A 12,827-nucleotide genomic window follows, 5' to 3' on the forward strand; every position below is an offset into this window, starting at 1 on the left:
GGCAACGCCGCCCGATCCAACTTCCCCACCGGCGTCAACGGAATCTCATCCAACACCACAATCGACGCCGGAATCATGTACCCCGGCAACGACTCGGAGATGAAGTCCAGCAGCGCCGTGGTGTCGAACTCGGCCCCGATGCCCACCGCGTCCGCCTCGGGAAGCACGTAGGACACCAACATGGTCGTGCCGTTCTGCTGCCGCTTTCCCAACGTCACCGCGAACTCGACATCCGGATGGCGGCTCAGCGCGTCATCGATCTCGCCGAGTTCGACGCGGAAACCGCGGACCTTCACTTGGAAATCGGAACGTCCCAATACCTCGATGCCGCCCCCGCCGAGTCGGCGGGCCAAGTCGCCGGTGCGGTACATGCGCGATCCCGGATTGCCCGCCTCGCCGCCGAACGGGTTGGCCACGAAACGCGCCGCGGTGAGACCGCGCCGGTTGAGGTAGCCCTCCGCCAGCGCGGGGCCGGACAGATACAGCTCGCCGATCACTCCGGCCGGGGCCGGGCGCAAGCGGGAATCGAGCACGAACAGACCGAAGCCCGGTATCGCGCCGCCGATGGTGATGGTCTCGCCGGGAACCAGCGGCGCACTGCTGGTCGCGATGACCGTGGCTTCGGTGGGGCCGTAGCCGTTGATGATCGCGCGGCCGTTCCCGCTCCACCGGCTGACCAGGTGCGGACCGAACCGATCGCCGATGACCATCACGACGCGCAGGTCCGCGAGCCCCTCAGGATCGACCGATTCCAGAGCGCCCGGCGTGATCAGCATGTGCGTGACGCGTTCGCGCCTCAGCACATCGGCGAGTTCGAATCCGCCGAATACGGTCGGCGGCGCGATCACCAGGGTGGACCCGGTGGCGAAGGCGAGCAGCAATTCCAGTACCGACACGTCGAAGTTCGGCGAGCAGATGTGCATCACCCGCGAGCCCTCGGTGACGTCGTAGCGCTCCCGTTCGGACGCCACCATCGCGCCCAATCCGGAGTGGGTGACCACGACTCCCTTGGGCCGACCGGTCGAACCCGAGGTGAAGATGACGTAGGCGGGATGCTGTTCGGTCAGCGGTCGCACCCGATCGGCGTACGAGACCGGGTGCGCGGGCCGCCGTTCGATCCGTTCCCGGTCTTGCGGGTCGTCGAGTTCGATCCACGGGACCGACGTGCCCAGCGCTTCGCGGTACGCGGAAGTGGTCAGACCCAGTGCCGCTCCGGAATCGGACACCATGTAGGCGATCCGCTCCGGCGGGTAGGTGGGATCGATCGGCACATACGCGGCGCCCGTCTTGGCGATGGCCCACACCGACAGCACCGACTCGATCGAGCGCCGAATGCCGATCGCCACCACGTCGCCGGGGCCCAATCCCCGGTCGATCAACTCCCGCGCCAGCCGCGACGAGGATTCGTCGAGCTCTCGGTAGGTCAGTTGGGTGGTATCGGCGGGATCGCCGGTCGGACTGAACCGGATCGCCACCGTGTCGGCGGCGGACTCGACCGCAGCTGTGAGCAGTTGCCCGAAGAGCAGACCGCCGGAACGGCGACGGCGGTTTCCACGCGCAGAACGGCGGTCCATCTTCATTTCCGTGCTTTCTCCTTCAGGTGGTGCCGGCGCTCGCGGCCGCACACCAACGATCCAACCCACAACCTCGCTACTTGCTCGCACTGGTGTCGCAGACAGCCCGGGAGCTCTCTCGCGAGAAGTCCCGGACTGTTCGGCCCCGTCGGGACAGTACACAGCCGGTAACCCGCTTACGGCACGGCATACGGCGGCGCCGGCGAATTATGCTGTGTTTCACACCTTTCACTGATCAAGTGTGCCAATGCGGCACCGACCCAGACGATGATTCCGGTCGACTGCTTCCGTGGCTAATGCGACTCCGCCGCGAAGATTCCGCCCGAAATTCCCAGATGGCAAGCCCGACAGGCGATCACGGCGATAGTTCGGGTTGCGTCTACAACGGTTGCCGTTCCGCGATGGTCGCCTCCTGCTCGAATGGCGTGGCGTGCGCGGTCGACAGTGGTGCGAGGAGTGTGGCCGGCGCAAGGAGGCCCGCGGTGATCGCCTTCATGGGGACGAGTATTCGGCGAACCCCTCCGTGCCGCACGACCCCATTCATCGGGGCGCACCGCGTGCCATCCGGCTCGTGGCGGGCGCCCCGCAGCGCTGTCGCGTCGCATCAGTGTGAGTCCAGCGGCTGCAACGACCACGACGTGGCCTCGATCGGCATCGCCGCGGCGGATCGGGCCATGCGGCTGATCTTGGATCCGGTGGTGAATTCGGGATCGGTGCCCATGATGACGCGCCCCTCGCTGTTGACCAGCACCACCCGCTGACCGAATGCCCGGAATCGCGGAAGCAGGACTTCCTCGATCGAAGCGACCGGAACATCGGCACCGGCGATTCCGAGGAAGGCTCCCGAATCGATCGTCACCGGAATTGCGAAGGTGCAGACGTACTGATCGGTACACGCGTAATCGACGGACGGCCCGTACGCCCAGCGCCGACCCTGGTCGCGCGGAATCGTGAACCAGTCCATGGCCGTGTAGTCGTAGAAGTACTCATTGTGCGGATTCAATTCCAGCACAAGACGTTGCGGTCCGCGGTCGGTGTCGAGGAACCACCACTCCAGGAATCGGGGGCGATCCGCGAGAACGCCGTCGGCCATCACTACGCCCGCGCTTTCGAGCAGTTTTCCACGCCGCTCGAGCTCGCCGACGATGGTGTCGCGCAGCGGTGCGAGGTCGGTCGATCGGGGCGGGCGCTGCAGCTTCTCGGTCGATCTCGCCCACAGTGCCGCCAATTCGGCCCCGATGATGCCCAGCGATTCGTAGACCTCCTCGGCCAGTTCTGTGACGGCGTGGACGAGCGATTCGACGGTCACCGGGGTGGAAGAACTATCGGTATCCCTCATCGATCAACTGAGCTCCAAACGTAGGGCGACGAGGCGGCGGATGCGTGATTCGATTTGTGATTCTGCCAGTTCCCTCGCCCGGGCGTCGTCTTCTCTTTCGATCGCGTCCACCAAATCGCGATGCACGGTGGCTTCGGCGGTGGGGTCGAGTTTCAGTCGGGGTAACCAGAGCAGGGCGGAGAGTTCGGCTTGTAGCGCGACCTGGGCGCGGGTCAAACGGGTGGATTGCGCGCACACCGCCATTTCGATATGGAAGCGGCTGTCGGCCCGGCGGGCCGATATGGGCTCGCTGCTGTCCTTCAGCCGGTCGGCCAGGGATCGCAGCCGCGCGATATCGGCTCGCAACCCGCGGCGTGCGGCGAACACGGCGGCGGCTCCGGTGACGGCGAAGTGTTCGTCCCCCAGATCGCGCAATTCTTGGATGCTCATCTCCTGCAAGCGCACCAGTGAGCTGCTCTCGAGGATCTCCGCCGCACCGCGGATGAAGCTGCCGCCGCCGCGTCCGCGCTTGGTCTGCACGATTCCCTGCTGGCGGAGCACGGCCAGTGCCTCGCGCAGGGTCATCGTCGACACCCCGAGCTGACCGGCGAGATCGGTCTCGCTCGGCAACTGCTGGCCGTCGACCATCAGGCCGAGGCTGATGGCGGCACAGAGTCGCTGCACCACGGCCTCGGTCTTCGGGCCGCCGCCCTCGAGGGGGGCCAGCACGGCGCCGAGAGCGGTCAATCCGGCGCTCTCCTGCTTGGACAACGCGACTCCTCGGTGGGGGATGTACCTCGATCCTAGCCAACGAACACTTGAACTATGAACTCTAGAGTTAGAGGTACACGCTGCGAATGAGTGATCCTGCCCAGGTCCGCCGCCGATCGCGGTCGCGCCTGGCGCTGGAGGCACCGACTTCGCCCCGGGAGGTCTCGGTCGCATACCGGCCTGGCAGTGAACTTAACGCAATCATTACCTGCCACGCGTTGAACTATGAAATCTAATGTCTTATGTTCAGGCGCGTGGAACTGCCTTTCTGGGCACCGGGACGCGGCGGCGTCACGATCGAAACAGGATTTCCCATGTTCGAAACGAACCAGAACAGCCATAGCGTGCACTACGGTCACTTCACCGCGACCGTGCCGAGTCGACGGCCCGGCAGGTGGCGCGGAGGGGAATACGGCCGGGGGCGCGGATCGGCGCAAGTGCGAGCCGAGCGTACGACGCCAGGGTTCCGACGATGAGTGACATACGCCATACCGAAGTCGACGGTGTATGCGTGACGTGGCGTTTCGTTCACCACCACCTTATCGCGATCGTCGCCGTGGACAAGGCATCGGATGCTTCTCCGTTGGTCGCGTTCGGCCCCGGCAACTACCCTGACCTCGCGCAGGCACGAGAACTTCTTCCGGAGCTGACGCGGCTCTGGGACGCGGTGCGCCGCGAATTCTGGGACAAACTCATCCCGCCACTGCCCGTGGTGACCAGACAACGGGCTTGGGCGTGAGCCGGTTACCTCGGTGAATGCACTGCCTGGACCTGCTCGCCAGCACTGTCGCTGAAAGCCGCTCGTTTCGCCCTCAGGGCGCCCGCGCGGTTTCGTATCCGGCGCGGACCGGCTCTCGGTCCCGCGTGATGGCCCCGTCCACGCGCCGCCGGGCCCGAACACTTCTTCCTGAAGCTGCGCACCTTGCCGTCGCGCCCCGGTCTCGGCGTCGGGCTCGACGAGGAACAGGTCGCCGCCGCGAACGAGTTCTGGTTCGCTGACCCGACCCCGTCGAAGCCTCGTGGCGAACATATGTTTGGGACCACGGTCAGGAGGCATTACCCCAGCGGACAAGCTCGACAAGGAGGTTCAGATGTCGGCTGGAGTATGGGTAATCATCGTCGTCATCGCCATTGTCGTCGTCGCGGCCGTTGTCGCGCTCCTGGTGTGGCCGATGCTGCGCAGACAGCGACTACGCCGCAGATTCGGCCCGGAATACGACCGGACGGTCCAGGAGCACGAGGATCGCAAGACCGCGGAGCGGGAACTGGCAGAGCGCGAGCGCAGGCACGCGCAACTGCGGCTACGCGACCTGTCGGACGACGAGAAGCGGGTCTATTCCACCCGCTGGGTAGAGGTGCAGGAGCGATTCATCGACGACCCCGCCGGGGCGTTGACCGAAGCCGACCGCCTCGTCACCACGATCATGTCCGAGCGCGGCTACCCCACGGAGAACTACGAGCAGCAGGTGGCTGATCTTTCCGTGGAGCATGCCGAGCCGCTGGGCCACTATCGCGCCGCGCACGACATCGCGACCCGCCCCGCAGGCACGGCGGTATCCACGGAAGACCGGCGCACAGCCATCGTGCACTACCGGGAAGTGTTCGAAGATCTGATCGGCGTGGGCGGCGAAGGCAAGAAGGACGTGAAAGCATGAGCACCGAATCCGAGCGTCGCCCCTATCGCGATGGGGCGGAAGAGAATTCACCGACAGCGGCTGAGCGGCGGGTCGAGTCGCAGTACGGAGGAACCGAGCAGGCGGACCGTAATCGGCAAGCCGGACCGGCAGGCGAAACGGCAGCGGCGCGGCGCGATCCCGGGCAGACCGAGGCGTCCCGCGGGATCGGCGAGGCCGAGCCCGCGCAGACCACCGGTACGGCACCCGAATCGAACACGCCCGCAGCGCCCGGATCGGAGCCGGCGCGCGCGGATGCCTCGCGACGGGATGTGATCGACAGCGAGTGGAGCGACACCGGGACGACCGGGCAAACCGCCGCCCAAGGTGCGCCATCGGCGGAAACCGCGGCGGGCGGGCCTGCGCCGTTGTTGCCCGATGCCGATCTCGATCGCCTGCGCACCCAGTGGCGGGAAGTGCAGGTTACCTTCGTCGACAACCCCAAAGACGCGGTCGCTCGCGCGGACGAGCTGCTCGGCGACACCATCCACCAGCTGACCGCCACCTACGACCAGCGCAAACGCGAACTGGACGAGCGGCTCGGCGACACGTCCGACACCGAGGGGCTGCGGCAGGCGTTGCGCGGGTACCGGGCGTTCTTCGACCAGTTGCTCTCGATCGGCGGCTAGCCGGAAGCCGTTGGTCATGAAGGTCTTCCGATTGGCCGGCGGGACGGTCGACCGGGCGACGGATTGGGTCGCCCGGCAGGTGAAGGCGCGAGTGCCCACCGCCGACCCCGCCGATCGCGACCCGGAGTTCATCGCCGACACCGTGGATCTGGGCTGGCTTCTCGTGCGCCTCTACTTCCGGGCGGAGGTGCGCGGCTTGGAGCGGGTTCCGGAAGAGGGGCCGGTCTTGCTGGTAAGCAACCATTCCGGCGGGAACGTATCGCCGGAAGTCTTGGTGACCACGCTGGCCTTCGTCCGGCGTTTCGGACCGCAGCGGCCCTTCTTTCAGCTCGCCCACGACATGGTGATGGCCTACCCGGTGATCGGCTCGTTGCTGCGCCGCTTCGGAACGGTCAACGCCGACCCGGGTAATGCCGAGCGAGTGCTGCGCGACGGCGCGGCGGTGCTGGTCTACCCCGGCGGTGACTGGGAGGTGCACCGTCCGACGTGGGAGGAGGACCGGATCGACTTCGCCGGTCGCACCGGTTTTCTCCGCCTGGCCTGGAACGAGCGGGTTCCGATCGTGCCGGTGGTGAACATCGGTGCGCAGCAGAGTCAGTTGGTGCTCACCCGCGGTGATCGGATCGCGCGCCTGCTGCGGCTGGATCGGATGCTGCGGCTGAAGGTGTTCCCGATCTCGATCGCGCTGCCGTGGGGACTCGACCTTGGTGATCTCGCTGGGCATCTGCCGTTGCCCAGCAAGATCACCGTCGAGTTCCTCGACTCGATCGATCTTCGCGACGTGCTGGGGCCCGAACTGGATCTGGACGCGGCCTACCGGCACGTCACCGGAATCATGCAAGGGGCGCTGACCAGGCTGGACGAAGAGCGCGCCCTGCCGATCGTCGGCTGACCCGAAACGGCGGCGCGATTTACGGCCGATGTCCGCCGCTTTCATGATACCGTTAGTAACATATATTCGCTCGTGTGATGGAGGTCACCATGCGCGACGCCGCGCATGCACGGATCGAATGGCTGGCCGCTCCCGGCACCGAGGGCGGGGGAGCGGCGCTGGACCAGGTGGCGATCATGACCGGCGCCGCCGGACTGGTCGCGGTCGTTCTGCTGTGGATCGGGTATCTCCACAGAACCCGCCGGATCACCTGGTTACAACGCGTCGCCGACCGTCTCGGGCGGCTGTTCAACCGTCCCGGTTGGGTCGCCCTTCCGCTGGCGATGTTCCTCGCGACGATCCTCACCGCGCTGCTGGGCTTCATCTGGGATGTCAGCCTGCACGTCGGCAACGGCCGGGACAACGGGCCACTGGCGAATCCGGCGCACTACTTCATCCTGGCGGGATTGTTCTTCCTGTTCACCGCCGGGATGTCGGCGATCGTGCTGCCCTTGGACGAGAAGCCCGGTGCCGCGGCGGTGCGGATCACCCGCACCTGGTACGCGCCCGTCGGAGGCATCCTCATCGCGGGCGCCGGTCTCTACGCCTTGATCGGCTTCCCCCTCGACGACATGTGGCATCGGATCTTCGGGCAGGATGTCACGCTCTGGGGGCCGACGCATCTGATGCTCATCGGCGGCGCCGGGTTGTCACTGATCGGTGTGTTGCTGCTCGAATTCGAGGGCAGGCACAGCAAACCGGAGCCCGACCGCGCCGACGGCAGGCTGATGTGGCTGCTGCGGTCCTTCGCTTTCGGTGGTTTGCTCATCGGACTGTCGGTATTCCAGGTGGAATTCGACTTCGGGGTGCAGCAATTCCGGCTCGTCCTGCAGCCGATGCTCATCGCCGCCGCGGCCGCGGTGTCCCTCGTCGCCGCCCGTGCGAGCCTGGGGCCGTTCAGCACACTGGTGGTGGTCGGCTTCGCCGCCCTGGTCCGCACCGTGGTGGCCGTGCTGGTGGGCGGACCGATCATGGATGCCCCGCGCAATGTCTTCCCGCTGTATCTCGGCTGCGCGGTGGTGGTGGAACTGCTCGCGCTGCTACCGCTCATCCGGCGGCCGATCTGGTGGGGCGCGCTGTGCGGACTCGGGATCGCCACAGTCGGCCTGTGGCTCGAATCCCTCTGGGTTCGGGCGGTGTACGTCAATCCGTGGCCTGCCGCCATGTGGCCGGAACTGCTGGCGATGGCGGTGCCCACCGGTATCGCGGGTGGTGTCGTCGGCGCACTGCTGGCGATGACGCTGCGCGGCGAACCGCTGCCGCGCCCACCGGTGCGGCGCGGATTGATGGTCGCCGCGGTCGTGATCGTGGCGGCTGCCACCGCCAACGGGCTGCTCATCGACGTGCCGGAGCAGGCCACCGCCACGGTCGCGCTGCGTGACGTCGAATCAGGTCCAGGCGGCAGGATGGTGCTGGCGGACGTCCGCGTCACGCCCGCCGATCTGGTCGGCTCCGACCCCGAATGGATACAGATCCTGTCCTGGCAAGGTGGCATCGGCAGTGACAGTCCCGGCCGCGGCCTGGTCGTCGATCACCTGCAACGAGTGGGTCCGGGGCACTACGTCTCCACCGAACCCGTCCCGGCTCATGGGTCGTGGAAAACAGTTCTGCGGCTGCAGGACGGGCGCGTCCTGACCGCTGCGCCGATCTTCATGGCCGCCGACCCCGGCATCGGCGTCGACGAGGTTCCCGCGCTCGCGTCGTTCGACCGCCCGTTCATCGCCGAGATCACGGTGCTGCAGCGGGAGCGCTCGTTCGATTATCCGTCCTGGTTGTTCGGCGCGGCATCGCTGGTCGTCCTGGTGTGCAGCCTCGCCCTCGTAGGCGCGCTGTCCTGGGGCGCGGCGCGGATCAACGACCGGTATCCGCACACGAGCCGGACGGCCGTGGCGGAACCGGCGGTCTCGCGATGACCGGGGGCGCCGACAGCGTGGACGTGTTGGCCCATCACTCGCTGCTGCTCGCGATACCGGCCTTCCTGCCCGCCCTGGTCGTGGTCGCCGTCGTCGTGTTCGTCGCCGTGCGAGACCGCCGCGCCGAGGCGCGTGATCGCACATCTGGCTCGCCGTCCGAGCACGGCGCGGAGAAGGAGCGGTGATGGCATCTGTGTGGCGGTGGGGCGCGCTCGTGCTGCTGAGCGGTCTGGTCGTGAGCGGCTGTGCCTCCTCCGATCCCGACACCGCCTCGTCGGCGAGCGGGACGGCTGGAGACTCGCAAAGTCTCGTCGTCGCGGTCCGGATCGCGGCGGGGTCGGTGAGCCCGGCCGATGTCCGCCTCGAGACCCGGGTGGGACGACCGATCGAGGTGGTGGTCGACAGCGACGCCGACGACGAACTGCACGTACACGGCACGCCGCAGCACACGTTCGCGATCACCCCGGGGGCTGGACAGCGGTTCCGCTTCACCGTGGATGTGCCAGGGCGGGTGGAGATCGAACTGCACCACGCGCGGCGAACGGTGGCGACATTGCTCGTTCGCGGATGACGGTTCTCGCGCACGGCATCGGCGGCGCCACGGATCTGCCGATCCCACTGTCGTACGCGCTTGTCGGAGCGGCCTGGGCCTTGACGTTCTCGTTCGCGGTGCTGGTGCTCGCCTGGCGCGAACCGCGGCTGGACCCGCGATCACCGGGGATCGCGCTTCCCTCGGTGGTCGGTGCGATCGTGGACTCCAGGGCGGTCCGGGTCGTGATTTCGGGAGCGAGCGTGGCCGTCACTCTCGTGGTCGTCGCGATCGGTGTCTTCGGAAGTTCCGATCCGGCGCGCAATCCCGTGCCCGGTGTCGTCTACATCTACCTCTGGGTCGGTGTCATGATCGCCTCACTGGTGGCCGGACCCGTGTGGAAGGTCTTGTCGCCGGTGCGCGCCGTGCACCGCGCGCTGTGCCTGATGCGGCGCCGTCCACCCGCCCAGGGATTGATGCGTTATCCCGGTTCTTGGGGGCAGTGGCCCGCGGTGCTGGGCCTGTTCTCCTTCGTCTGGATGGAACTGGCCTACCCGGAACCGGGTTCGGTGGCCGCCGTGACCACCTGGCTCGTGGCGTATCTCGTTGTGAACACGGCCGGACTGATCATGTGCGGCACCGTCTGGGCCGAGCGTGCCGACCCGCTGGAGGTGTACAGCAGTCTGCTGGGCAGGCTGAGCCCGTTGGGGCGTCGCGACAGCGGTGAACTCGTGCTGCGATCGCCGTTGAACAATCTGGCGGGAACTCCGGTCCGGCTGGCCGCGGTGGCCGTGGCCGCCACCCTGCTCGGCTCGACGGCGTTCGACAGCTTCAGCACCTTCCCTTCCTGGCGTGGTCTGCTGGCCGACGCCGGTGGCGGCGGATACGAGTTCCTGCCGACCGTGCTGAAGACGGTGGGGCTGCTGGGTTTCATCGTGGTCGTCGGCGGCCTGTTCTGTACCGCCGCGAGGGCGACCGGAGGCCTGTCCGAAGCCGAGCGGAAACTGCTCCCGGCTCGCCTCGCGTACAGTCTGTCCCCGATCGTCGCGGGTTATCTCGTCGCCCACTACCTCACCTTCTTGGTCGAGAAGGGCCAGGCGACGGTGCTCTTGTTCGCGGATCCGTTCGGACGAGGATGGAACCTGGCCGGACTGGCCGACCGCGACGTCGCCTACCTCTTGTCCACCCATCCTGCGGTGCTGGGGACGATCAAGGTGCTGGCCGTGGTGATCGGCCATATTCTCGGCGTCGCCGCCGCGCACGACCGCTGCCTGCGACTGCTGCCGCGGGCCCATCGGGTGACGGGTCAACTGGCTTTGATGCTGACCATGGTCGGTTTCACCTTCACCGGTCTCTACCTGCTCTTCGAGTCCTGAGGCACATCCGAATCTCCCACCGCGACAAGCATTTCGCGCAATGTCTTTTGGAAGGCTCGCCGCCGCGGTGTCCGCGACGATCGCCGCGGAACTGGGCGCGGGCCACCTTCGACGAGTTGGCTCGTATCCCTGCGCGCACACTCATCGGCGCGACGGACGCGCTCACCCGGAAGATGCCCGAATTCGCGAATCCTGGGGACCGCCTACCCCGGCGCCACCGCCGGGCAGCTGGATGGACGCGGATCGGCGAGGTGTAACTCGATGATCGAGCGGGAACCGGCCGGAATGACCGAGCCGACCCGTAGACCGGCCGACTCGGCGATCTCACGCAGCCTGCCGAGGGGGCGTTCCCGGCCGCGGACGTAGCACAGCATCCGCAGGTCGCCTTCGGTATCGGGTGCGCCACCGTCGGCATCGCCGATGTGGTCGAGCACGAGGACTTTCCCGTGCTCCGGAACCGCGTCGGCGCAGCGTCGCAAGATGCGAACGGCGGCCTCGTCGTCCCAGTCGTGCAGGACACCCGAGAGCAGATAGCCGCCCGCTCCGGCGGGAAGGGGATCGAAAAAGCTGCCGACCTGCGCATCGGCCCGGTGGTCGAGGCCTGCCGAGCGAATGGCCTGCTGTGCACGAGCGACCGGGCCGGCCAAGTCGAGCACCGTCCCGCGCAGGTCGCCATGGGCGCGAAGAAGGGCGACGAGCAAGCTGGCGTCGCCTCCACCCACATCGACGAGGTGACCGAGCGCGCCCCATGAGTAGGCGTCGGCCACCGCCGGGGCATCCGCCGCCAACCGGGAGCCCATCAGAGCGTCGAACGACGCTCCCAGCGCGGGATCGGCGGACAGATCTTCCCGAAACGTCCGGCCGAACTGACGTGGAAAGGCGGGCTCACCGGTGCGAACGGTGTGCAACAGCTGGACGAAGCACAGATCGGCGCGCCCGACGGCGCTCTCCAGATCGATCCAGCGCCGCACCCCTTCCGGATGATCGTCCCGCAGGCGCTCACCCAACGACGTCAGCCCATAGCCGCCGGTACTTCCACGAGACAGCACACCGGCGGTCACCAGGTGGTCCAGCAGACGCCCCAGCGCGTCCCGGTCCGCGTCCACCGCGGCGGCCAGCGCCTCGCTCGTCCGCCTGCCCGCGGCGACGTGGTCGGCCAGCCGCAGCGTCGCGGCCACGCGGATGGCCATCGGCGTCACCAGGTCGGCGGCGGCCCACAGCGCCCCGCCCCATTCGATCGGCTCCTCGGCCATAACCCTCCTCGCTCGTCGGCTCCGGGTCGCCGATCACATGGCTCCGGCGGTCAGCGCAGCGGCACCTGCCAGCACAATCGCGTGCCCGCGGTACGCCCGTCCGGTTCGGTACCGGCCGTGATCGTGAAGGTCCCGGCCGATTCCTCGGCGCGCCGGGCCAGATTCGTCAGACCGCTCGGGGCAACGTCGGTGGGCACCCCGCAGCCGTCGTCCTCGACGACGATGGTCAGGTCGTCGGCCACGGTGATCTCGACCGAGACGGTGTCGGCTCCGGAGTGCCGTACGGCGTTGCTGACCGCTTCGCGCACAACGGCTTCGGCGTGATCGGCCAGTTCGGGATCGATGACCGAGAGTGGCCCGCTGATGCGCACGGAGGTGCGGATGCCGCTGGGCGCGGTCTGCTGGCGGATGGCTTCCTCGATGCGTTGGCGCACCCGCGCGCTGTCGCCGCCGTGCAGGTCGAAGATCGAGGTGCGGATTTCTTGGACGACGTCTTGCAGGTCGTTGATGGCCTCGTTGATCCGCTCGCGCACTTCGGGCACGCGGGTGCGGGGGACGGTGCCCTGCAGGCTCAGTCCGACGGCGAACAGCCGCTGGATGACGTGGTCGTGCAGGTCGCGGGCGATGCGGTCGCGATCGGAAAGGATGTCCAGTTCCCGCATGCGCCGTTGCGCGTCGGCCAGTTGCATCGCCAGCGCGGCCTGGTCGGTGAAGGCGGAGGTCAGTTCGAGGATCTCGTTGTTGTAGGGCGCCGATTCCACCGCCCGCAGCGCGACCAGCACGCCCACCGTGGAATCGGAGGTCTGCATGGGCAGCACGAGTGCGGGCCCGGCGTCGGGGAAGATCTTGCCGAGATCCGC

Annotated in this window: 13 protein-coding genes; 8 read left to right on the plus strand and 5 right to left on the minus strand. The window is 67.5% G+C overall.

What is annotated here, in order from left to right; genetic code table 11:
- The 3 genes from ACIA5H_RS36940 to ACIA5H_RS36950 form a co-directional block, all read right to left on the minus strand.
- Positions 1 to 1,580: amino acid adenylation domain-containing protein (locus ACIA5H_RS36940; RefSeq protein ID WP_397080933.1), on the minus strand; the 1,580-nt coding region annotated here is incomplete at its 3' end.
- 598 nt (positions 1,581 to 2,178) lie between these two features.
- On the minus strand, positions 2,179 to 2,913 hold the full coding sequence (locus ACIA5H_RS36945) for a cache domain-containing protein (protein ID WP_397080937.1): 735 nt from the start codon (positions 2,911 to 2,913) through the stop codon (positions 2,179 to 2,181).
- Positions 2,914 to 2,916: 3 nt separating this feature from the next.
- Complete coding sequence (locus ACIA5H_RS36950; protein ID WP_397080939.1) at positions 2,917 to 3,837, minus strand: FadR/GntR family transcriptional regulator; 921 nt, start codon at positions 3,835 to 3,837, stop codon at positions 2,917 to 2,919.
- A 298-nt stretch (positions 3,838 to 4,135) separates the two neighbouring features.
- On the opposite strand from ACIA5H_RS36950, the gene ACIA5H_RS36955 reads away from it, so the two are divergent.
- The 8 genes from ACIA5H_RS36955 (at position 4,136) to ACIA5H_RS36990 (ending at position 10,714) form a co-directional block, all read left to right on the plus strand.
- Positions 4,136 to 4,402 (plus strand): hypothetical protein, encoded by a 267-nt coding sequence (locus tag ACIA5H_RS36955; protein ID WP_355079431.1) that lies wholly within the window; start codon positions 4,136 to 4,138, stop codon positions 4,400 to 4,402.
- A 352-nt stretch (positions 4,403 to 4,754) separates the two neighbouring features.
- The gene (locus tag ACIA5H_RS36960; RefSeq protein ID WP_355079429.1) at positions 4,755 to 5,318 is read left to right on the plus strand and encodes a hypothetical protein; all 564 of its coding nucleotides are present in this window, start codon (positions 4,755 to 4,757) and stop codon (positions 5,316 to 5,318) included.
- Complete coding sequence (locus tag ACIA5H_RS36965) at positions 5,315 to 5,965, plus strand: hypothetical protein (protein ID WP_397080942.1); 651 nt, start codon at positions 5,315 to 5,317, stop codon at positions 5,963 to 5,965. Before ACIA5H_RS36960 ends, ACIA5H_RS36965 begins: the two co-directional genes overlap by 4 nt.
- Positions 5,966 to 5,981: 16 nt before the next feature.
- The gene (locus ACIA5H_RS36970; protein ID WP_397080944.1) at positions 5,982 to 6,857 is read left to right on the plus strand and encodes a lysophospholipid acyltransferase family protein; all 876 of its coding nucleotides are present in this window, start codon (positions 5,982 to 5,984) and stop codon (positions 6,855 to 6,857) included.
- A 77-nt stretch (positions 6,858 to 6,934) separates the two neighbouring features.
- Entirely contained in the window at positions 6,935 to 8,809 is a 1,875-nt protein-coding gene (locus ACIA5H_RS36975; RefSeq protein ID WP_397080955.1) for a hypothetical protein, read from the plus strand.
- Positions 8,806 to 8,994, plus strand: a complete 189-nt coding sequence (locus tag ACIA5H_RS36980; protein ID WP_397080946.1) for a hypothetical protein — start codon at positions 8,806 to 8,808, stop codon at positions 8,992 to 8,994. The genes ACIA5H_RS36975 and ACIA5H_RS36980 overlap by 4 nt, the downstream gene beginning before the upstream one ends.
- Positions 8,994 to 9,380, plus strand: coding sequence for a hypothetical protein (locus ACIA5H_RS36985; RefSeq protein ID WP_397080948.1), 387 nt, complete (start codon positions 8,994 to 8,996; stop codon positions 9,378 to 9,380). Before ACIA5H_RS36980 ends, ACIA5H_RS36985 begins: the two co-directional genes overlap by 1 nt.
- Complete coding sequence (locus tag ACIA5H_RS36990; RefSeq protein ID WP_397080949.1) at positions 9,377 to 10,714, plus strand: hypothetical protein; 1,338 nt, start codon at positions 9,377 to 9,379, stop codon at positions 10,712 to 10,714. Before ACIA5H_RS36985 ends, ACIA5H_RS36990 begins: the two co-directional genes overlap by 4 nt.
- Before the next feature lie 203 nt (positions 10,715 to 10,917).
- On the opposite strand, the gene ACIA5H_RS36995 is transcribed toward ACIA5H_RS36990, so the two are convergent.
- Positions 10,918 to 11,967 carry a methyltransferase gene (locus tag ACIA5H_RS36995; RefSeq protein ID WP_397080951.1) on the minus strand — a complete coding sequence of 350 codons (1,050 nt, stop codon included), beginning with the start codon at positions 11,965 to 11,967 and terminating at the stop codon, positions 10,918 to 10,920.
- 50 nt (positions 11,968 to 12,017) lie between these two features.
- Positions 12,018 to 12,827 (minus strand): sensor histidine kinase (locus ACIA5H_RS37000; RefSeq protein WP_397080953.1); only part of this gene is annotated, 810 nt, incomplete at its 5' end.

Origin of the sequence: Nocardia sp. NPDC051900, from assembly GCF_044452545.1 — a bacterium.
GTDB classification, from domain to species: Bacteria; Actinomycetota; Actinomycetes; order Mycobacteriales; family Mycobacteriaceae; genus Nocardia; species Nocardia sichangensis.

Bases quoted from the DNA above. Each gene is read 5' to 3' on its own strand.
- ACIA5H_RS36945 (WP_397080937.1), bottom strand. From the start codon at position 2,913: ATGAGGGATACCGATAGTTCTTCCACCCCGGTGACCGTCGAATCGCTC.
- ACIA5H_RS36950 (WP_397080939.1), bottom strand. From the start codon at position 3,837: ATGCGACCGAGACCTCCCGGGGCGAAGTCGGTGCCTCCAGCGCCAGGC.
- ACIA5H_RS36955 (WP_355079431.1), top strand. From the start codon at position 4,136: ATGAGTGACATACGCCATACCGAAGTCGACGGTGTATGCGTGACGTGG.
- ACIA5H_RS36960 (WP_355079429.1), top strand. From the start codon at position 4,755: ATGTCGGCTGGAGTATGGGTAATCATCGTCGTCATCGCCATTGTCGTC.
- ACIA5H_RS36965 (WP_397080942.1), top strand. From the start codon at position 5,315: ATGAGCACCGAATCCGAGCGTCGCCCCTATCGCGATGGGGCGGAAGAG.
- ACIA5H_RS36970 (WP_397080944.1), top strand. From the start codon at position 5,982: ATGAAGGTCTTCCGATTGGCCGGCGGGACGGTCGACCGGGCGACGGAT.
- ACIA5H_RS36975 (WP_397080955.1), top strand. From the start codon at position 6,935: ATGGAGGTCACCATGCGCGACGCCGCGCATGCACGGATCGAATGGCTG.
- ACIA5H_RS36980 (WP_397080946.1), top strand. From the start codon at position 8,806: ATGACCGGGGGCGCCGACAGCGTGGACGTGTTGGCCCATCACTCGCTG.
- ACIA5H_RS36985 (WP_397080948.1), top strand. From the start codon at position 8,994: ATGGCATCTGTGTGGCGGTGGGGCGCGCTCGTGCTGCTGAGCGGTCTG.
- ACIA5H_RS36990 (WP_397080949.1), top strand. From the start codon at position 9,377: ATGACGGTTCTCGCGCACGGCATCGGCGGCGCCACGGATCTGCCGATC.
- ACIA5H_RS36995 (WP_397080951.1), bottom strand. From the start codon at position 11,967: ATGGCCGAGGAGCCGATCGAATGGGGCGGGGCGCTGTGGGCCGCCGCC.